General features: G+C 71.2%; 16 protein-coding genes. 6 read left to right on the plus strand and 10 right to left on the minus strand.

Going from position 1 to position 20,366, the window contains the following annotated elements; translation table 11 throughout:
* Nucleotides 1-155: 155 nt before the first annotated feature.
* The gene (locus ACZ69Q_RS22630; RefSeq protein WP_471044603.1) at nt 156-2,366 is read right to left on the minus strand and encodes an ABC transporter family substrate-binding protein; all 2,211 of its coding nucleotides are present in this window, start codon (nt 2,364-2,366) and stop codon (nt 156-158) included.
* 352 nt (nt 2,367-2,718) lie between these two features.
* On the opposite strand from ACZ69Q_RS22630, the gene ACZ69Q_RS22635 reads away from it, so the two are divergent.
* From ACZ69Q_RS22635 to ACZ69Q_RS22650, 4 genes are read left to right on the plus strand one after another with little or no spacing between them, the layout of a single operon-like run.
* Nucleotides 2,719-3,009, plus strand: coding sequence for a hypothetical protein (locus tag ACZ69Q_RS22635; protein ID WP_471044605.1), 291 nt, complete (start codon nt 2,719-2,721; stop codon nt 3,007-3,009).
* A 31-nt stretch (nt 3,010-3,040) separates the two neighbouring features.
* Entirely contained in the window at nt 3,041-3,862 is an 822-nt protein-coding gene (locus tag ACZ69Q_RS22640) for a hypothetical protein (protein WP_471044607.1), read from the plus strand.
* A 21-nt stretch (nt 3,863-3,883) separates the two neighbouring features.
* Complete coding sequence (locus tag ACZ69Q_RS22645; RefSeq protein ID WP_471044610.1) at nt 3,884-5,827, plus strand: fumarate reductase/succinate dehydrogenase flavoprotein subunit; 1,944 nt, start codon at nt 3,884-3,886, stop codon at nt 5,825-5,827.
* Complete coding sequence (locus ACZ69Q_RS22650) at nt 5,824-6,600, plus strand: succinate dehydrogenase/fumarate reductase iron-sulfur subunit (RefSeq protein WP_471044612.1); 777 nt, start codon at nt 5,824-5,826, stop codon at nt 6,598-6,600. Before ACZ69Q_RS22645 ends, ACZ69Q_RS22650 begins: the two co-directional genes overlap by 4 nt.
* A 10-nt stretch (nt 6,601-6,610) precedes the next feature.
* Here the strand turns inward: ACZ69Q_RS22650 and ACZ69Q_RS22655 are convergent, their stop codons facing one another.
* Nucleotides 6,611-7,732, minus strand: coding sequence for a glycoside hydrolase family 18 protein (locus ACZ69Q_RS22655; RefSeq protein ID WP_471044614.1), 1,122 nt, complete (start codon nt 7,730-7,732; stop codon nt 6,611-6,613).
* Between the two features lie 95 nt (nt 7,733-7,827).
* Between ACZ69Q_RS22655 and ACZ69Q_RS22660 the strand changes: the two genes are divergently transcribed.
* Nucleotides 7,828-9,501: a hypothetical protein gene (locus ACZ69Q_RS22660; protein WP_471044616.1), complete on the plus strand. Its 1,674-nt coding sequence runs from the start codon at nt 7,828-7,830 to the stop codon at nt 9,499-9,501.
* Between the two features lie 53 nt (nt 9,502-9,554).
* Here ACZ69Q_RS22660 and ACZ69Q_RS22665 read toward each other — a convergent pair whose 3' ends face one another.
* The 6 genes from ACZ69Q_RS22665 to ACZ69Q_RS22690 all read right to left on the minus strand — a co-directional run bounded on the left by ACZ69Q_RS22665 (nt 9,555) and on the right by ACZ69Q_RS22690 (nt 16,281).
* The gene (locus ACZ69Q_RS22665) at nt 9,555-12,314 is read right to left on the minus strand and encodes a SpoIIE family protein phosphatase (RefSeq protein ID WP_471044619.1); all 2,760 of its coding nucleotides are present in this window, start codon (nt 12,312-12,314) and stop codon (nt 9,555-9,557) included.
* 307 nt (nt 12,315-12,621) lie between these two features.
* Entirely contained in the window at nt 12,622-13,053 is a 432-nt protein-coding gene (locus tag ACZ69Q_RS22670) for an ATP-binding protein (protein ID WP_471044621.1), read from the minus strand.
* 99 nt (nt 13,054-13,152) lie between these two features.
* On the minus strand, nt 13,153-13,551 hold the full coding sequence (locus tag ACZ69Q_RS22675; protein WP_471044624.1) for a (deoxy)nucleoside triphosphate pyrophosphohydrolase: 399 nt from the start codon (nt 13,549-13,551) through the stop codon (nt 13,153-13,155).
* Between the two features lie 30 nt (nt 13,552-13,581).
* On the minus strand, nt 13,582-13,773 hold the full coding sequence (locus ACZ69Q_RS22680; protein ID WP_404097743.1) for an SPOR domain-containing protein: 192 nt from the start codon (nt 13,771-13,773) through the stop codon (nt 13,582-13,584).
* A gap of 375 nt (nt 13,774-14,148) precedes the next feature.
* On the minus strand, nt 14,149-14,901 hold the full coding sequence (locus ACZ69Q_RS22685) for a GntR family transcriptional regulator (protein WP_471044627.1): 753 nt from the start codon (nt 14,899-14,901) through the stop codon (nt 14,149-14,151).
* 159 nt (nt 14,902-15,060) lie between these two features.
* Complete coding sequence (locus tag ACZ69Q_RS22690; protein WP_471044629.1) at nt 15,061-16,281, minus strand: DUF4190 domain-containing protein; 1,221 nt, start codon at nt 16,279-16,281, stop codon at nt 15,061-15,063.
* A 91-nt stretch (nt 16,282-16,372) separates the two neighbouring features.
* Between ACZ69Q_RS22690 and ACZ69Q_RS22695 the strand changes: the two genes are divergently transcribed.
* Nucleotides 16,373-17,581 (plus strand): serpin family protein, encoded by a 1,209-nt coding sequence (locus ACZ69Q_RS22695; protein WP_471044631.1) that lies wholly within the window; start codon nt 16,373-16,375, stop codon nt 17,579-17,581.
* A gap of 98 nt (nt 17,582-17,679) precedes the next feature.
* Here the strand turns inward: ACZ69Q_RS22695 and ACZ69Q_RS22700 are convergent, their stop codons facing one another.
* Nucleotides 17,680-19,260, minus strand: a complete 1,581-nt coding sequence (locus ACZ69Q_RS22700) for a S8 family peptidase (RefSeq protein WP_471044634.1) — start codon at nt 19,258-19,260, stop codon at nt 17,680-17,682.
* Between the two features lie 240 nt (nt 19,261-19,500).
* Complete coding sequence (locus ACZ69Q_RS22705) at nt 19,501-20,331, minus strand: oxidoreductase (RefSeq protein ID WP_471044637.1); 831 nt, start codon at nt 20,329-20,331, stop codon at nt 19,501-19,503.
* Between the last annotated feature and the right edge of the window lie 35 nt (nt 20,332-20,366).

The following is a 20,366-nucleotide window of genomic DNA, read 5'->3' on the forward strand; positions in this document are numbered from 1 at the left end:
GGCGTACTCCCGGAGTGTGAGGAAGGGGCCGGCGCGTACGTCTGTGTTACGCGGACCCTGCCGGGCTGTACATGCCACGGCCTCACCCCATGGTACGTGCCCTCCGCGGCAAGGGCTCCCTGGGCCAGCCCAAGCCCCCGCGCACCGCCGCCCGGCTACGAAGCCGCAGGCCCCGGATTCGTCCCCTTCTTCAGGAAGCCCATGTCCTCGTACACCGGTGTCCCGAAGCCGAAGGCACCGGCGTTGGCGATGTTCGTCCTGGCCGCGGTGAGCTGGGGGCGCTGGTAGAGGGGGATCGAGCCGGCCGCCGCCCAGATGCGGGAGTCGGCCTTGCGGATCAGCGAGCGGGACTCGGACTCGTCCAGCGTGGCGATGGCCTGGTCGAAGAGCTGGTCGACCTGGTCGGTGCCGACCCGGGTGTAGTTCTGCTCGACGTTCAGGGAGCCGTCGGCGGCCGGGACCGGCTTGGCGTAGATCGGGCGGGCGTCGGTCGCGGGGTAGGCGGACGTCGGCCAGGAGTAGAGGGCCAGGTCGTACTGGCCGGAGGCGATGTGGTCCTTGAAGTAGCTCTCGTCCGAGACCTTGCTGATCACGGTACGGATGCCGACCCGCTCCAGCATGATCGAGATCCGGTCCGCCACCGTGCGCAGCGACTGCGAGCCCTCCCCTGCCGGGACCACGAACCGCAAGGTCAGCGCCTTGCCGTCCTTCGCCAGCGGCCGCACCGCCGCGCCTGCGGGGGCCGCGGTGCCCCGTGGGGCGTAGGCGCCGGGCACCGCGCCCTGCTGGAGCTGCTTGCTGCCGTACTGCTTGCCGTCCTGGGCGAGGTGCTCGCCGTGCCCGCCCTTGCGGCCCTCGTCGCCGTCCGCCTTGTTGTCCTCCCCGACGACGTACGTCCCGTCGTCCCCGCCCTCGGAGTCCTTGCCCGAGTCCTTCTTGTCGGACTTCTCCTCGGACTTCTTCTCGGACTTCTTGTCGGCCTTCTTCTCGGCCTTCTCTTCGGATTCATTGGCCGAGTCCTTTTCGGGGCCCTTCTTGGGCTTCTCCGCCTCGCTCCCGGCCGCCTTCTCCGCCTTCTTCTCCTTGATCGGCCCGCCCTGCACCCAGCCCGCGTCCGCGAGCAGGGCCTGGGCCTCGGCCGTGTCCTGGCCGCCGATCGCCCCGCTGTTGTCGGCGTAGGCGGCCTGGCCGGACAGCGCGAGATGGCTGCCGACCGGCTCGGCGGGCAGGCCGAGCGGGGAGAGGACCAGCTTCGCCAGCTCCTCGCGGTCGAGCGCGCGGGCCACCCCGCGCCGCACCCGCTCGTCGGCGAGCGGACCGTCGCCGCCGTTGAGGGCGAGCTGGGTGTACGCCGGCTCCAGCGACTTGCGCACCTCGAAGCCCCGGAACCTCGCCTTGTCGCGCTTCTGCGCGAGGGTCAGCGTGCGCCGGTCCGGGCCCATCAGCGGGGTCGCGGACCCGCCGGCCGACGGTGACTGCGGGCGCGGCGGGGCGGCGAGCGCGATGCGCCTGGCCGCGGCCGGGTCGACCTCGGCCAGGTCCAGTTCCCCGGCGGCGAGCTGGGCCGCCCGCTCGTCGCGGGGCACGGCCCGCAGCACGATCTCGTTCAGCTTCGCCCGCTCGCCCCACCAGCGCGGATTGCGGGTGAGGCGGATCTCGTCGCCCTTGCGGTCGATCTTCTTCACGGTGAACGGCCCGGCGCTGACCTTGAGCTTGCGCCGCGCCCCGTCGTTGAACGAGTCCGGCGTGCCCATGACCTCCTTCGGGTACAGCGGCGAGAACAGCGACCGCCAGTCCGCGTAGGGCTGCCCGAAGGTGACCCGCACCTCCAGGTCGTTGTCGCCGCGCTGGATCTTCTCGATGCGGTCGTAGCCGGCGTTGCGGGCGGTCCAGTACGCGCTGTCCTTGCCGGACAGGGCCCGCCACTGGGCGGCGAAGTCGGCGGCGCCGATCTCCCGGCCGTCGCTCCAGACGGCCTGCTGGTTCAGCTTGTACAGGACGACCTGCTTGGGCTCGGTCTCGACGACCTTGGCCGACTCCAGGTAGGCAGCGTTGCGCTCCGGGCGCCCGTTGCCGTCGAACCGGAACATCGACGGCAGCGTGGCCTGCGCGATCCGGGTGGTGGTGGCGTCGGCGTCCGACTGGAAGGTGTTCAGCGTCTCCGGCACGGCGTCCACGGCCCAGCGCAGCGTGCCGCCGTCGGCGATCTGGGCCCGGGCGGCCGGGGCGATGTCCTGACCGGCGAGCGGCTTCCCGGCCGGGTCGGGGTCGCTGCACCCGGCGAGCACGGACACCGCGAGCGCGCTCGCACCGAGGAAGGCGACCGAGCGCATGACCGAGCGGGTGGCGATGCCGTCGTGGGACATCTCTGGTACCTCCGTGGAGCAGCTCCCGCCGGTGACAATTAGTGCGTTCTGATCACATTTGGCGGTATTTTGGAGTTGATCAGATCTATGGCCCCCCACTGAAGAGGAAAGGGTTCGCCGGGCGGAGACGACACGGCGGCGGGGGCGGGCAAGCCCACCCGTCCGGAGTAAGGCCCCCTCGCGCTCCTTGGCTCCCCCGGCGTACAAAGAGCGCGTGCGAGCGCGCGTCGGAGGCGTGCAATCCGCCAATCGCTGCACATGCCTTCACAGCGACAGGTGTGACGCGCGACACTCGCAGGCGCATGAACGTTGCCACCCAGGGCCGAAGGGCCCACGGAAGTGAGGTCACGTCATGTCCGTGCAAGACGACCTGACAACTGTCCAGCGCTGCCTCGACGACCTGGCCCGGTCCGTGGGCCGCCTCGAACAGCAGTTGGGCACCGGCGGGCTGGAGATGCGCCGTGTGCGCACCGACGCCGACCACCTGCGCGAGAGCGTGGCGCTGCTGCGGGAATCAGCCGCGTCCCCCGTCGCGCAGCGCAGGCCGGAGCTCGTCTCCATCCCCGACACGCCGTACGACGACTCTCTGTGGATCGACACGGATGACGAGGGTCTCGGCGCCCGGGACCGCCGCGCCCCTTGATCCCTCCCCCTGACCCGACCGGAGTCATGCATTGGCCACTGGTACGGAACCCCATCTGAACAGCGGCGGCGTACGAACCGGTACACGCGCCGCGATCACCGCCCCGCACCTGCGGACCGACCGCTGGTGGCTGGCCCCGGCCGCCACCGCGGCCGGTCTGCTGGCGTTCATCGTGTACTCGACCTGGCGGGCCTTCGCCAACGCGGACTACTACGCGGCGCCGTACGTCTCCCCGTTCTACTCGCCCTGTCTGGCGGAGAACTGCGAGCCCATGCACGCCGGGCCGAACTGGGACCTCTTCGGGAGCTGGTGGGGCATCTCCCCCGCGATCATCATCCTGATCTTCCCGCTCGGTTTCCGCCTGACCTGCTACTACTACCGCAAGGCCTACTACCGCGGCTTCTGGATGTCGCCCCCGGCCTGCGCGGTGGCGGAGCCGCACAAGAAGTACTCCGGTGAGACCCGCTTCCCGCTGATCCTGCAGAACATCCACCGGTACTTCTTCTACGCCGCGCTCCTGGTCGCCGGGATCCTGACGTACGACACGGTGCTCGCCTTCCGCGACGAGAACTACGAGTGGGGCCACATGGGCCTCGGCACCCTCGTCTTCCTCGCCAACATCGCGCTGATCTGGGCGTACACCCTCTCCTGTCACTCCTGCCGGCACATCGTCGGCGGCAAGCTCAAGCACTTCTCCAAACACCCCGTGCGCTACCGCATGTGGCAGTGGATCGGGAAGCTCAACGCCCGCCACATGCAGTTGGCGTGGGCGTCGCTGGTGAGCGTGGCGCTCGCCGACTTCTACGTCTATCTCGTCGCGTCCGGGGTCTTCGACGATCCGCGCTTCTTCTAATCGTGAGTGGGGACTGAACAGATGTCCGTGGTCGAACGGCAGGAGTGGGACGTCGTCGTGATCGGCGCGGGGGGCGCGGGCCTCCGGGCGGCGATCGAGGCACGGGAGCGAGGCGCCCGTACGGCCGTGATCTGCAAGTCGCTGTTCGGCAAGGCGCACACCGTGATGGCCGAGGGCGGCATCGCGGCGGCCATGGCAAACGCCAACGAGCACGACAACTGGCAGGTCCACTTCCGCGACACCATGCGCGGCGGCAAGTTCCTCAACCAGTGGCGGATGGCCGAACTGCACGCGCAGGAGGCGCCGGACCGGGTCTGGGAGCTGGAGACGTGGGGCGCGCTCTTCGACCGTACGAAGGACGGCCGGATCTCGCAGCGCAACTTCGGCGGGCACGAGTACCCGCGCCTGGCACACGTCGGTGACCGCACCGGCCTGGAGCTGATCCGCACGCTGCAACAGAAGATCGTGGCGTTGCAGCAGGAGGACAAGAAGGAGACCGGGGACTACGAGTCCCGGCTGAAGGTCTACCAGGAGTGCACGGTCACCCGGGTCCTCAAGGACGGCAGCCGGGTCTCCGGGGTCTTCGCCTACGACCGCGAGACGGGCCGCTTCTTCGTCCTCGAAGCCCCGTCCGTGGTCATCGCGACGGGCGGGATCGGCAAGTCCTTCAAGGTGACGTCGAACTCCTGGGAGTACACGGGCGACGGCCACGCGCTGGCACTGCTCGCCGGGGCGCCCCTGCTGAACATGGAGTTCGTGCAGTTCCACCCGACGGGCATGGTCTGGCCGCCGTCGGTGAAGGGGATCCTTGTCACGGAGTCGGTGCGTGGCGACGGAGGGGTGCTGCGCAACTCCGAGGGCAAGCGGTTCATGTTCGACTACATCCCCGACGTCTTCAAGGAGAAGTACGCCCAGTCGGAGGAGGAGGGCGACCGCTGGTACGAGGACCCGGACAACAACCGCCGGCCTCCCGAGCTGCTCCCCCGTGACGAGGTCGCGCGGGCCATCAACGCCGAGGTGAAGGCGGGCCGCGGCTCGCCGCACGGCGGGGTCTTCCTGGACGTGTCCACCCGGATGCCGGCGGACGTCATCCGTCGTCGGCTGCCCTCCATGTACCACCAGTTCAAGGAACTGGCGGACGTGGACATCACGGCCGAGGCGATGGAGGTCGGACCGACCTGCCACTACGTCATGGGCGGCGTCGCGGTCGAGTCCGACACGGCGGCGGCACGCGGGGTGCCGGGGCTGTTCGCGGCCGGCGAGGTGGCCGGCGGCATGCACGGCTCGAACCGGCTCGGCGGGAACTCCCTGTCCGACCTGCTGGTCTTCGGCCGCCGGGCGGGCTGGCACGCCGCCGAGCACGCGGCGGCACGCGCCTTCGAACGCCCCGAGGTCAGCGACCTGGAGATCGACACGGCGGCCGCCGAGGCGCTGCGCCCGTTCTCCGCGGAGGGCCCGGCCGGGGGCGAGGACGACGGGCGCCCGCCGGAGAACCCGTACACCCTGCACCAGGAACTCCAGCAGGCCATGAACGACCTCGTCGGCATCATCCGTCGCGAGGGCGAGATGGAGCAGGCGCTGGAGAAGCTCGCCGACCTGCGCGTACGGGCCCGCAGGGCCGGGGTCGAGGGCCACCGGCAGTTCAACCCGGGCTGGCACCTCGCGCTCGACCTGCGCAACATGCTGCTGGTCAGCGAATGCGTGGCGCGGGCGGCGCTGGAGCGCACGGAGTCGCGCGGCGGCCACACCCGCGAGGACCATCCGACGATGGACCACAGGTGGCGCAACATCAACCTGCTGTGCCACCTGGCCGACCCGACGGGCGGCCTCGCGGCCACCGACCCCGAGCGCGGCCAGATCAATCTCGTACGGGAGACCACCGACCCCGTCCGCGCCGACCTACTGGCTCTCTTCGACAAAGAGGAGCTGGTCAAGTACCTCGCCGAAGAGGAGCTCTACCAGTGAGCAGCTACGAGGCCCGCTTCAAGGTGTGGCGGGGCGATGTGCAGGGCGGTGACCTGGAGGACTTCAAGGTCGAGGTGAACGACGGCGAGGTGGTCCTCGACATCATCCACCGCCTCCAGGCCACCCAGGCGCCCGATCTCGCCGTCCGCTGGAACTGCAAGGCGGGCAAGTGCGGTTCGTGTTCCGCCGAGATCAACGGGCGGCCGCGGCTGCTGTGCATGACACGGATGTCGGTGTTCACCCGCGAGGAGACGATCACCGTCACCCCGCTGCGCGCCTTCCCCGTCGTACGGGACCTGGTCACGAACGTCGGCTTCAACTACGAGAAGGCGCGGGAGGTCCCGGCCTTCGTGCCGCCGGAAGGCGTGGCCCCCGGCGAGTACCGGATGATGCAGGAGGACGTGGACCGCTCGCAGGAGTTCCGCAAGTGCATCGAGTGCTTCCTGTGCCAGGACACCTGCCATGTGGTGCGCGACCACGAGGAGAACAAGCCGGCGTTCGCGGGCCCGCGCTTCCTGATGCGGGTCGCCGAACTGGACATGCACCCGCTGGACGCGGCCGGCGAGAGCGGCCTGGACCGCAAGAAGACCGCCCAGGACGAACACGGCCTCGGCTACTGCAACATCACCAAGTGCTGCACGGAGGTCTGCCCCGAGGGCATCAAGATCACCGACAACGCCCTGATCCCCCTGAAGGAACGGGCCGTGGACCGCAAGTACGACCCGCTGGTGTGGCTGGGCTCGAAGATCAGGAGGCGCTCATCGGCGGAGTGAGTGCCTGGTGTCAGCGGACCCAGCCCTCTTCGTACGCCGTCCAGTCGCCCTCTGTCGCCGCGAAGTCGACGTAGAGGGCGACGCCGAAGTCGACGCGGTCGGCGTCGGTGCGGGACAGGCCCAGACGGACGCCGCGGACGGCGGCGGGGACGGTCTCCGCCGCCGCCCGGTGGCCGCTCGTGCTGTCGTGGAAGAACGGCAGGCCCATCAGGAGATCCGTGCCGGGCGGGGTGACCTCCAGGGCCAGTGAGGTCTGCTGGGCGACATAGCCGCCGTACAGGCTCTCCAGGGGCATGGCCGTGTCGTACGACATCACGGCGATCTGGTCGACGCGGCGGGCCACCTCGCCGAAGAACTCCTGCGACCACCACTTGGGGTGGCCGGTGAGCGCGCCGGCGACGGAGTGGAGTGCCGGGAGCGGGTCGATCTGGTGGGCGGCGACGGAGAGCGGGGCTCCCTGAGCGCGGGTGAGCTTGTGGAGGGCGTCGAGGAGGGTGAGGTAGTCCCGGTCCCCGGAGTGGAGGGGTTCGAGGTCGAAGTGGGCGCCGTCGAAGCCGGCGGCGAGGATCCGGCGGGTGGAGTCGGCGATGGCCTCGCGGGTCGCCGGGCGGCTCAGGCGCAGGCCGTCGTCGTCCTCGGTCGCCAGTTTGTCGCCGAGCCAGGCCTGGACCCGCACGGCGGGGATCTCCCGGTGTACGGCCTCTATGAGCCAGCGGGCTCTGGGGTACGCCGAGGCGGGGAGCGTGCCGTCGTGTTCGAGGGGGCCGGCGTGGACGTAGAGGTCGCGGATGCCGGTGCCTCGCAGGCGGCGTGCCAGGGCCTCGACGTCGGCGTCCTTCTTACGGCCGTCGACCCAGGCGTGGCCGAGCCAGACGGCGTCCCGGTTTCTGGTGTGGGTGCCTTCCGCCGGGTGGCCGGTGTAGTTGAGACGCAGGGCGAGCGCGACGCCGAGGACGGGGAGGACGAGGATCAGGGCGAGGCTGAGGGCGGTGCGGCGCAGGCGGCGACGGCGACGGGCGCGGCGGTCGGTGCTTGTGGGGCCGTCGGTGCTTGTAGGGCCGTCGTCGTTTACGGGGCGGTCGTCGCTTGCCCGGCTTTCGGTGGGTGGGTGGTCGTTTCCTTGTCGGTCCATCGCCGGGTCCCCTCATCCGTCGCCATGTGTCCCTCCACACCACCCTTGACGCATCCCGGTCGCGCGGGGGCATTGCTGCTCATACGCTCCGAAATGTGACGTCAACCTTGATCCGGGGCCGGCCGCGGCGTGAGCGCTCGCACATATCGGTGCGGGTGGCACACGCCGTGGTGGGCGGACTGGTCGGGGTGGTGTGGCTGGTGTTGCCCGGCATGACGATCAGCGGTGGGGGCGCGGTTGCGGGCGGCACGGATCGACCCGTCGCCGGTGCGATGGAGCACCGGGAGGGCGCGCGGAACGCGCAGGACGAGGACACCTCTGCCGCCGACTTCGTGATGCCCGTGGTGGCGGTGGTCGCGGCGGGGATCCTCGCGGGGTTCGGGTTCATACGGCGCAGGCGGCGCGCGCGGGATCGTACGACTCCCGGAGGCGCGTCGGTCCAGGCCACGGAGCCGCCCGCCGGCGAACTCGACGAGCGGGCGTGGGCCGCGCTGGTCGAGGCCGACGACTCGGTGCGGGTCAGCGAGGAGGAGCTGGGGTTCGTCGCGGGACGGTTCGGGGCGGGGGACGTCGAGCATGTGGAGCCCTTCACGCGGGTTCTGCGGGACGCGGTGGGCGAGTTGGCGGTCGCGTTCCGGATGCGGTGGCAGTACGAGGGCGGGGTGCCGGAGGAGGCCGCGGCCCGTCGGCACACGCTGGCGGGAATCGTCGGGCGGTGCGAGGAAGTGGGGCGGCTGCTGGACGGGCAGGCGGCCGCGTTCGATCAGTCGCGGGGGCTGGAGGAGGGGCTGGGCGGCGGGCTGGGGCATGCCCTGGTCGTCGCCGAGGGCCGGTTCCGTGAGCTGACCTGGCGGACCGGAGGTGCGGGCACCGTGCTGGGTGAGCTCGGCGAGCTGTACGCCCCCTCCGCGAGCGCCGCCGTCGCGGGCCATGTCGAGCAGGCCAAGGATCGGCTGGTGTTCGCCACCACACAGCTCAACCACGCACGCCAGTCGGCCGACTTGGGCGACAACGAGCGCGCCGGGGGCCGGCTGCGTGCCGCCGAGGGTGCCATCGCCCAGGCGGCCGCCTTCATCGACGGCGTCGAACGGCTGGCCGGGGCGCTCTCGACGGCGGCGGCGATGGTTCCGGCCGCGCTGACCGGCGGTGAGGCGGAGATCGCGGGGGCGCGCGAGCCGGTGCCGGCCTCGATGGGTGCCCCGTACGCGGACATCCCGCCCGGCGAGCTGCGCTCCCGGGTCGCCCACGCCGACGCCACCCTGGCCGGCGTACGCGAGGAGCTGGCCTCCGGTCGGCCGTACGACCCGCTCGACCTGCTGCGGCGGATCGTGCGGGGCGTCGCGCCCGTCGCGGCGGGGCGTGCCGGGGTGATCCCGGCGGCCGCGGTGGTGTGCGCACGCACTGCGGTCGGCGGCGCTGACGACGTCGTCGCGACGCATCGGGCGGCGGTGGGCGGCGAGGCACGTACCCGACTGGCCGAGGCACGGCGACTGCTCCTCGTCCCGGTACCGGCGCCGGCCGGGCGGGGGCCGCGTGCGGAACTCGCCGACCTGGTCGCGGCCGACACCCTGGCCCAGCAGGCCCGCGAGCTGGCCGAACAGGACATCCGCCTGCACGGCCACCCCGTCGACGGCCCCGGCCACGACATCAGCGGCCTCACCGGAGCGGTCCTGGGCGGCATCCTGCTGCCCGCCGAGCCCGACGGCGGTACACCCCCCAGCTTCGGCGGCCCCCGCACCCGGGCCCGCCGCCCGGCCCGGATCGACTGACGCCCGAAAGCCCACCCCCGGCCCACCGGACCGGATGTACGAGGCCCGGCGCCTCAGAACAGGCTCAGCAACGCCTCCGCCGGATCCATGAGGCCGTTCTCGCCGTCCGGCAGGGGGAGTTCGAACCAGACCGTCTTGCCGCGTGGGGTGCGGCGGGAGCCCCAGGCCGCGCTGAGGAGGCCGACCAGTTGGAGGCCCCGGCCGCCCTCGTCCGTGTCGCGGGCGCGGCGGCGACGGGGCTGGACCAGGCCGGAGTCCCAGACCTCGCAGACCAGGGTGCGGTCCAGGAGCAGGCGCAGTCTGATCTCGCCCTCGCCGTAGCGCAGGGCGTTGGTGACCAGTTCGCTGACGAGGAGTTCCGTGGTGTCGACCAGGGGTTCGAGGTCCCAGGACAGCAGTTGGCCCCGGGCGTACTCGCGGGCCCGGCCCACACTGCGCGGCTCGCGCGGCAGGGTCCAGTCGCCGACCGACTCGGCGGGCAGGCCCTGTACACGTGCCATCAGCAGCGCGATGTCGTCCTCGCCGTGGTGGGAGTCGAGGGTGTTGAGGACGTGGTCGCAGACGTCCTCCAGGGGGCGGGTCGGGTCGGTCAGCGCGCCCACGAAGGCTTGCAGGCCCTCGTCCAGGGGGTGGTCGCGGGACTCCACGAGTCCATCCGTGTAGAGCGCCAGCAGAGCACCCTCCGGCAGTTCGACCTCGACCTCCTCGAACGGCTCCCCGCCGACCCCGAGCGGCATCCCCGGCGGCACGTCGAGCATCAGTGCCGCCTCGCCGGGCTCGACGAGGACCGGCGGCAGATGGCCGGCGTTGGCGAAGGTGCAGCGGCGCGTGACGGAGTCGTAGACCGCGTACACACAGGTCGCGAGGTACACCTCCGACAGGTCCGCCTCGCGGGGCCGGCGGGCCGCACGGGTGGCCTGCTGGACACCGCCGGGTGCGCCGAGGCCGCGTGCGATCTCGTCCAGCGCGGAGAGGACCTCGGCCGGTTCGAGGTCCAGCAGGGCCAGCGTGCGGACGGCGGAACGCAGTTCGCCCATCGCGACGGCCGCGCGCAGCCCGCGCCCCATGACGTCACCCACGACCAACGCGGTTCGGTGGCCGGGCAGTTCGATGACGTCGAACCAGTCGCCGCCCACCTCGCTGGGCCGGTCCGACGAGGAGTTGCCGGGCAGATAACGGCACGCGATGTCCAGGCCCGAGGCGACCGGGTCCCCGGGCGGGAGCAGCGACCGCTGCAGTATCAGCGCCCGCTCGTGCTCACGCCGGTACAGCCGGGCGTTGTCGATGCAGACCGCGGCACGCGCGGCGAGCTCGACCGCCAGATCCCGGTCCCGGTCGCCGAACGGCTCGCTGCCCTTCGTCCGAGCGAACTGCGCCAGCCCTACGACCGTGTCGTGGGCGACCATCGGCACGGCGAGCGTGGACTGCACGAGCCCGCCCTCCTCGCCGGGCACGTACTGCGGCCGGGCGGTGCGCAGGGCGTCCGCGCAGGGCGAGTTGAAGGGGTAGTGGTGGACGGCGCCGACCGCGACGGGGACGCCGCCGCCGACGAAGGGCGCGTCGGAGACCGCACTGGCGAAGGCCACCCGGCGCAGCTCCGCGCTGCCGTCGGCGAGGCCGGGCGGGGTCTCGTCGCCGGCCAGCAGCCCCTGGTAGAGGTCGACGGTGGCGAGGTCGCAGAAGCCGGGGACGACGACGTCGAGGAGTTCGCGGGCCGTGGTCTCCAGGTCGAGGGAGTTGCCTATGCGGGCGCCGGCCTCGTTCAGCAGGGCGAGATTGCGCCGGGCGGCGGCGGCCTCACGGGCGGCGGCACGGCGGGCGGTGATGTCGATTCCGAGCCACGCGATACCGATGGGTCGGCCGCTGCCACTGTGCACCCGGTAGAGGTTGATGGACCAGTGGCGACGCTCGTCGGAGCCGGGCACGAAGCCGGTGACGTGCATGTCCGTGATGGAGTCGCCGCTCTCCAGGACGCGGCGCAAGGTGGCCGAGATGCGCTCGGCCTCGGGCCGCGACAGGTAGTCGTGGACGCCCCGGCCGCGGTGTTCGTCGGGGGTGCCGCCGAACAGCGAGGCGAACCGCTGGTTCGCGCGGCGCACCCGCAGATCGGGGTCGATCAGCAGGAACCCGAAGGGAGATTGACCGAAAATCGCCTGCGAGGCGGCGAGGTCGGTCTCCATCCGGCGCAGGGTGCGCACGTCCACGACGATGCACACGGCGGCCTTCTCGCCGCCCTCGGTCCGCGTCGGCATGACGTACACCTCGGCGAGGCCGTCCTCACCGGGGCGGCCGTCGGCGTCGTCGGGCATCCGGAAGGGGACCACGCCGGTCCACTCGCGCCCGTCCAGGATCTCCGCCATCTTGCGCTGGCCCTGCTCGTGCAGGTCCGGGTCGACGAACGCCTCGATGGGGTCCATGCCGACGGCGCGCTCGGCGGGGATGCCGAAGATCTGCTCGGCGCGCAGACTCCACTGGTCGACCAGGCCGTCGGGGCCGATGGAGAACGACGCGACCTTGATGTAGTCGTAGATCGAGCCGGGCGGACTGCTCTGCCAGACGGGGTCTCCGGGCCGGGGCTCGTCCAACGGGAACACCGGGTCGGAGTCGGTGGCCGCGTAGGCGCCGGAATCGCTGGAGGCTTGCGCTCCACGGGAGTTCGATACATCGCCGGAGTTCTGTGTGTCCCCGGGGGCCCGTGTGTCCTGAGAGGCTTGCGAGGCCCGTGTGTCGCCGGACCGCTCCCCCGCGGCCCTCGTCCTCGCGCCGTCCGACGGGTCCTCGGACTCCGTGGCCTTCGCTGGTATCTCGCTCACGCGAACCGTCCCCTCCAGCTCACCGCGCCCGGCACCGGTCACCGGCGGCGGCTGCCCGCAGTATCCAGCACTACGGCCCCGCACAACACGGTGTTCACGATCACAGCACGGTCCCGATGGTTTTCGGTCCCGGCCGCAGAAACACTTCCAGACTTCTAACCAGCGGACACGCAGTCGAATCACGCGGTTCTACAACTGCCACTGGCCTGAACCATTCGTTCGACAGGGCGAAGGGCGGCGTACACCGCCATGGACGTCTACTGACGGGTTGTACAGGGACCGGGAGCGCCGCACGGAACGCACGGGGTCACTCCGGCACCACGAGCTCGAACCACACCGTCTTGCCCGTGTTCCGGCCGGGTCTGGTGCCCCAGCGGCGCGAGGAGTGCGCCACGAGCTGGAGCCCGCGGCCACTCTCGTCCTCCAGGTGGGCGACGCGTTCGCGAGGCGGGTCCGGAAGGGGGTCGGAGACCTCGACCAGGAGGACGTCACCGAGGCAGCCGGGGCGGACCAGCCGTACACCGATGGGGCCCGTGGCATGCCGCAGGGAGTTGGTCACCAGTTCGCTGACCAGCAGCGCCGCGATATCGGCGAGGCTGTCCAGCCCCCAGGCGCGCAGCCTGTCCCGGACGGCGGTGCGTGCCGCCCGCACGGCACCCGCCTCCGCGGGAAAGCTCCACTCGGCGCAGTCGCCTTCGGTGTCGATCACGCCGATCACTTCCCAGGCCAATGGGTTCACCCATGTCCGGTTTCGCAGGGTTAATGACCACATACCCGATATTCATGGGGCGGTACCGCGCGAAACGTGCAGGACACGTCAGGAAATCCGGGAAGTTCCTCAGGCCCGAAGCCGTGCCGCCACCTCACGCACGGCCGGCACGTCCTGGTCCAGCCAGTCCACGTCCCAGAGTTCTCCGGGACCCAGCCAGCGCAGCTCGTCGTGGTCCTCGAGGGTCTTGGGTTCACCCGTTCCGGGCAGGAGCCGGGCCGTCCACACGTGCAGGACGTAGGGGGATTTCAGGGGCCATGCCCCCGGTACGCGCTCGATCACCTCGGCGTCCACGCCGAGTTCCTCCCGCAGCTCGCGCACGAGCGCCGCCTCGGGCGTCTCGCCGGGCTCGACCTTGCCTCCGGGCAACTCCCAGCGCCCGGCGAGCTCCTCGGGCGCACTGCGGCGCGCGGCGAGAAGGCGCTCTCCGTCCAGCAGGGCGGCGCCGACCACGATCCGTTCCGTCATGCGCCGGAGCCTACGGGAGCCCAGGGGGGGTCAGTTGTCCCCGCTGTCGCCGTTCTGCGCGATCCGCTCGACCCAGTAGAGCTGCTTGTGGCCCCGGCTGTCGAGGCTGTCCGCGATCTTCTGGGCCTCGGCCCGGGTCGCGTACCGGCCCACGCGATAGCGATTGCCGTTGTCGTCCTGCCGGACGACGAGCCAGGGAAGAGTGATCGTGCTGTCGTTCATCGCGTCCCACCGCCCCTTCCCGCCCTCGACCGGCCGCTCGCTCCCGCCCCCCGCCGCCCGAGTGCTGCTCGCGGCGTGTGCCGTGCCCCGCCCGCTAAGGAAACCGCAATCCGCATATGCCCGAGCCTACGCCTAACCTTTACGCAGCGAATACGCCTTTTCACAAAGAGGTACGCAACCAGCCAAGTCGCAGGGGGCGCACGGCGCCGAACGCGCCGTGCGCAGACCTCGATGCTTCCGGTCACAGGCATGCCACGCGCGCCCGTGTCGACCTGCGAGAACGGCCAGATTCCAACGACTGCGGAAGGGGCGGGAGTTGAGGCTCTGCCGGCGGCAACTGCCGTGAAGGTGTGCGCTACCTCACCAACGGGCGCGTCACTTCACCGGAAGGTGGTACGAGACCCGGTAGCGGTCAGCGGGAATGACCACGTCCGCCGTCTCCACCGGACGGCCCGAGGCGTAGTAGGTGCGCTGGATGACGAGGACGACGTGGCCCGGGACGCCACCCAGCGTCAGCAGTTCCTCCGCGAGGCCGGGGCGCGCGCCCACCTCCTCGGTGACGTTGTCCACGACGACGTCGATGGCCGCCATGCGCTCGACGACGCCCATGCCGCCGAGCGGGCCCTCCTCGGGCAGCATCACGGGGGTGCGGCCGGTGACAGCCAGGGGCTCCCAGGAGGTGGACAGCATCATCGCCTCGCCGGCGTCCCGGAAGAGATAGCGCGTGCACATCACGCGGTCGCCGGGCCGGATGCCGAGCCGCTCGGCGACGGCGACACTGGCCTCGGCCTGCTCGCTCCTGGACTCCCAGGTGCCGCGCGCCTCGCCGTCGGCCTGCTCCTGACGGAACGGCGTGGCACCGCTCGGCGGACGGAAGCCGGAGCGGGCGACGCTGCGGGGCACGGCACGCTCGCGCACATAGGTCCCGGAGCCGGAGCGGCCCTCGACCAGACCCTCGGCCATCAGCACCTTGCGGGCCTCCAGCGCGACGGTGTCCGAGACGCCGTACTCCTCGCGGATCCTGGCCTGGGACGGGAGGCGGGTATGCGGTGGCAGCGAACCGTCGACGATCTTCTTGCGGAGATCACCCGCGACGCGCAGGTACGCCGGCTGCTCACCGAAAGTCACTGGCCGCTCCCATCAGGTTGTACAGACAGCAACAGCCTGGCAACCATGAGTTGTCTCACGCAAGCAAAGGCCAGAGAATCACTCGATGTGATGACTTGTGCCCCCGGAGGGCTTTACGCAGGCACTTTCTCCCCGCTATAGCCGCGCTCACACCTCGGTTCACACATCGAGACCGCCGGCACCGCTGCTCCCGCCGCCTCCGGCGGAGTCGTCCTCGTACGTCGGCGCGGTGGTGTCCAGGCCCAGAGCCTTGCGGGCGGTGACGGTCGTGGGGCCGTCGACGTATTCGTACCCGTTGTCGTAGTGGGCGTAGTACGTGTCCGCGTCCTTCGCTGCGGCTGCCTTCGCCCACTCCTTGCGGGCGGCCTCCATCTCGTCGATCAGGTCGGCGACCGGCCGCTCGGCGTCCGGCTGCCAGGTGTGCCCGCGCAGCCCCTCGATCTGCTCGCCGAGGACGGCGTGGATCTCCTTGGCCCAGGCCCGGTTGGCCGCCAGGTCCTCCTCGGGATACTCCTCGGGCTCCTCGTACAGCGCCGCGTCGACGGCGTTGGCCACGGAGAGGAAGATGGTCTGGTCCACGTCGAGGGTCGTCGGGTCGCTGCGCAGCGAGCCGGTCAGCTTGCCGTTCTTCTCGGTGCTGCCGAACAGGCAGGTGATCTCGCGGTCGCCGAAGCGCCAGCTCTGCCGGGACGGGATGAAGTAGTACACGTCCACGTCGTCCGGCACGGCCCAGCTATCCATGGCGTAACCGTCCCGCAGGGCGTAGCACTTGTCGTCGGCGGTACGGCTGACCTCGTCGTCGCCGGGGAACTCACCGCCCGGCAGGGAGACGACCGCGAAGACCTCGCCGTCGTGCGGGGCGGAGCAGGACACCGCGTCGATGTCGTACGCCTCTCCCTCCAGGTTGCCCGTCGGCGAGTCGAAGCAGTCGCCCTTGGCGAGCGAGTAGGCGGTGCCCTCGCCGTTCGCGGCATCCCTGAAGCCGTCCCAGAACTCGGAGGCGCCGCCCGTGGACAGCGCCAGTGCCCACAGCACCAGCCCGACGGTGGACAGGATGGAACCGGCGATCGCCATGCCCTTGCCGCGTTCACCCTTCTTCTTGATCTGCGCCAGCGCGATCAGCCCCAGCACCAGGCCCACGGCCGGCACGAAGCAGAGGATGCCGAGGACTAGGGCGCCGATGGCGAATCCGTTGACGGGGACGGGGCGGCCGTAGGGACCGTAGGCGCCGTGGGGGTGGTAGCCGTACGGGCCCGGAGCACCGGGTGCGCCGTACGGATACGGCGACGGCGGTGCGTACTGCCCCTGCACGGACGGCCCTTGGGCCTGCTCCGGGGACCCTTGTGGCTGGTCAGGTCCGGGAGGCGGAGGTATGGACACGAGTACCGTGCTCCTGGTTCGGGCGGCGGTGCCGGGGCGGGAACGGGCGTACGACTGGGCGAATGGTAAGCGGTTGACGAGGGGGATTGTCATGCTGGTGACGAAAGCGGCGATCCGGGCGGTGAACGGGCTGACCGCCCGATGGGCGCAGGCGTCGGACCCCGCCGCGGGCGGCGGCACGGTCTTCTCGGCGGCGGGCGTGTGGCCACTGCTCGCCTTCCTGGCGGACGGGGCGGACGGTCCGGCCAGGGCCGAGCTGGCGGACGCGGTCGGGCTGCCGGCCCACGAAGCGGCGGGCGCGGCGCGGGAGTTGCTGGGTGCGATGGGTGCGATGCGCGGGCTGGAATCGGCGCTCGGCCTGTGGACCAAGCGGACGCTGGAGCTGCGGGAGCGGTGGGAGGCGGGTCTGCCCGCGGCGGCACACGGCGTGCTGACGGGGGATCCGGCGGCCGACAAGGGGGCGTTGGACGCCTGGGCGGCGAAGCGGACGGGTGGGCTGATCGAGGAGATGCCCGTCCGAGTGGAGAAGGACACCGAGATGGTGCTGGCGAGTGCGCTGGCGATGCGGACGAACTGGCTCCGGCGCTTTTGGGGCTATCGGATGACGCCGGAGACCGGGCCGTGGAACCACCGGGTGCTGGTCGGCCTGCACCGGCAGAGCGCACTGTTGGACCGGGTCGGGGTGGTGGACACGCCCGAGGGGCACGTCACCGAGCTGCGCGTGCTGGGCGACAACGCGATCGACGTCCATCTGCTGCTGGGCGAGGAGGGGATGACGCGGGGGCAGGTGCTGGGGACCGGGGTGGACATCCTGGCGCGCAGGCTTCCTGTGGTGTCGGGGCCGCAGCTTCCCTACGGGGAGGTGGGACCGGGCCTGCGGGTGGTGAAGAAGCGCAGTGAACGGCCCCTGCCACCCACCCTGGACGTGACCACGGCGGCGTTCGACCTGCGTGCGCACCACGACCTGCTCGCACTGCACCGCGTCTTCGGCCTCACCACGGCGAGTGACGTCGGCCGCGGCCACTTCCCCGGCATCAGCGGCTTCCCGCTGGCCGTCGGGTCGGCCCAGCAGTCCACGACGGCGCAGTTCGGGGAAGTGGGCTTCCGCGCGGCCGCGGTGACGGCGATCGGCTTCGCGCCGGGCGGCGTACCCCGGCTCCGCTGGGTGACCACGAGCATCAGGGCCACCTTCGACCGCCCCTTCGGCTTCCTCGCCCTGCACCGCCACACACGCCTCGTCCTCGCGGCGGGCTGGGTGACGGACCCGGAGCCCTACCGCGAGGACGAGGAGCACTACTGATCGCCGGTTCGGCCACCCCCTTTCAGGGGCGCGGGGAACTGCGCGACAAACCACGACGCAGCCGCGGACAACAGACGGCCATGCGCGGCACTACCCGCTCAGAACTGCAGCGCCCAGGCGTCGATCCGCCCGGTGTCGAGATTCGCGTTGTCGCTGACGCGGAGCTTCCACGTGCCGTTGGCGGCCTCCGAGGAGGCGTTCACCGAGTACGTGGTGTCGATGTTGTCCGAACTGCCGCCGGTGCCGTACGACTTCAGCGTGTACGCCGTGCCGTCCGGGGCGATGAGCTGGACCTGGAGGTCGCCGATGTACGTGTGGACGATGTGGACCTCGACGGCCAGGGCCGACGGCGCGTTGCCGGAGACGCCGGAGACGGTCACCGGGGACTCGACCGTCGCGTTGTCGGCGATGGCGTAGTCACCGGTGTTCTCGAAGCGCGGGCCGGGCGGGGTGGTCGTACCGCCACCGACGTTGAGGAGCCTGTTGGGCGAGCCGGTGCCCGGGCTGGTGACGACGCCTGTCGTGGCGGCGGACGTCAGGGCCGAGGAGACCTGCGCCGGGGTGGAGGTGGGGTGGTCGGCGAGGTACAGAGCGGCCGCGCCGGCGACGTGCGGGCTCGCCATGGACGTACCGGAGATGGTGTTGGTCGCCGAGTCGCCGGAGTTCCAGGCCGAGGTGATGGACGAACCCGGCGCGAACAGGTCGAGGACCGAGCCGTAGTTGGAGTAGCTCGCCTTGGCGTCGGTCGAGGTCGTCGCGCCGACCGTGATCGCCTCCGTCACCCGTGCGGGCGACTTGGTGGAGGCATCGGTCGACTCGTTGCCGGCCGCCACGGCGAAGGTGACGCCGGAGGCGATGGCGTTGCGTACGGCCGTGTCGAGAGCGGTGTCGGCGCCGCCGCCGAGGGACATGTTGGCGACGGCCGGCTTGACCGCGTTCTGGGCGACCCAGTCGATGCCGGCGACGACCTGCGCGGTCGTACCGGAGCCGGAGTTGTTCAGCACACGGACGCCGACGACCTTGGCCTTCTTGGCGACGCCGTAGGCGTTGCCCGCGACCGTGCCCGCGACGTGCGTGCCGTGGCCGTGGCCGTCCTGGGCGGTGTTGTCGTTGTCGATGGCGTCGTAGCCGTAGGAGGCACGGCCGCCGAAGTCGCTGTGGGTGATGCGGACGCCGGTGTCGATGACGTACGCGGTCACACCCTGCCCGGCCGAGTCCGGGTAGGTGTACGAGCTGTTCAGCGGCAGGTTCTTCTGGTCGATGCGGTCCAGGCCCCAGGAGGGCGGGTTGGTCTGGGTCGCGTCGATGTGGAACGTGCGGTTCTGCACGACGGAGGCGACCGCCGGGTCGGCGGCGAGCCGCTTCGCCTCGGCCGCGGAGGCCTCGATCGCGTAGCCGTTCAGGGCCTTCTTGTACGTCCGCTCGATGCCGGCGCCGTACTTCTGGACGAGGGCACGTCCCGCCTGGGAGCCGGAGCGGGCGTGGTCCGCCCTGAGCGTCACGATGTAGCTGTCGGCGACGGCATTTGCCGCGCCGGCGTACTGGATGCGGCCCTCGGGGGCGGCGGCCGCGGCGGGGAGTGCGGAGACGAGGCCCGCGACGAGGGTCGCGGTGGCCGCTGCGCTGAGCGCGGCGAGTCTTCGCCTTGAGTCTCTGCGGGAGTTACGCATCACTGCCATCTGAGGGGTCCTCCTCAATCGGTGGTGCGTCGGTGGGGGGAGCACGGGGCGGGAAGGAATCATAATTTGGTCAGGAACATGTCAAACTCTTGTCTCGCACCTGTGCGCCAGGCGAAAGATTGAGGGCTCCACAGGAATTACACAAGGGGCCCTGCACGGCGAACTCGGCCGGCCCTCCGGATCGGCCGGGCCGTCCGGAGGGCGTTCACTACAGGCGGGTGACGGCGCTTGCCGCACCCCTCACTCGTCGAAGGCGGTCGCCCGCGTGCGCTTCTCCCAGGCCGCGACGTCCATGCGGACCTGGTCGAGGTGGCCGAGGACCGCTTCGACACCGTCGTCGCCCAACGGCAGCCGCAGCGGGGTGTCCTCGGACCCGAGGGCGGCGAGGATGAGGGCCGCGGCCTTCGCCGGGTCGCCGGGCTGGGTGCCGTCGCCGCCGGAGACGAACCCGCGTGTCTGGCTCACCTTGGGATACAGGCCGCTGTCCGTGCTGGTGCCGGCCCGGCCGGTCTCGAACAGCGAGGTGCGGAAGGAGCCCGGCTCCACGATCAGCACCTTGATGCCGAACTCCGCGACCTCGTCCGCGAGCCCCTCGGACAGACCCTCCAGCGCGAACTTGGTTCCGCTGTACGCCGAGAAGCCCGCGAAGGACATCTGCCCGCCCATGCTGCTCATCTGCACGATCGCCCCCGACCGCCGCTCACGCATGTGCGGCAGCACGGCCCGGGTGAGTGCGGCAGGCCCGAAGACATGCACCTCGAACAGCTCGCGCAGCTCCTGCTCGGTGGTCTCCTCGAAGGCGCCGACGTGGGTGCGGCCCGCGTTGTTGACCAGGACGTCGATCCGGCCGTGCCGGGCGATCACATCCCGTACGGCGGCCTCCGCGGCCCCCGTGTCGCCGACGTCCAGCCGCAGCGCCTCCACCTGATCGGGGTGAGCGGCCACGAGATCGTCCAGCCCCTCGGGCCGCCGTACCGCACCCACCACGACGTCGCCCTCGGCGAGGGCCGCGTCCGCGATGGCCCGGCCGAAACCGCTGCTCGCGCCCGTGATCAGCCACACCTTGTTCATGACAGCTCCTCGTGACGGTTCGTTCGTTCGGGCTT

It is taken from the genome of Streptomyces sp. NPDC036764, from assembly GCF_055609385.1.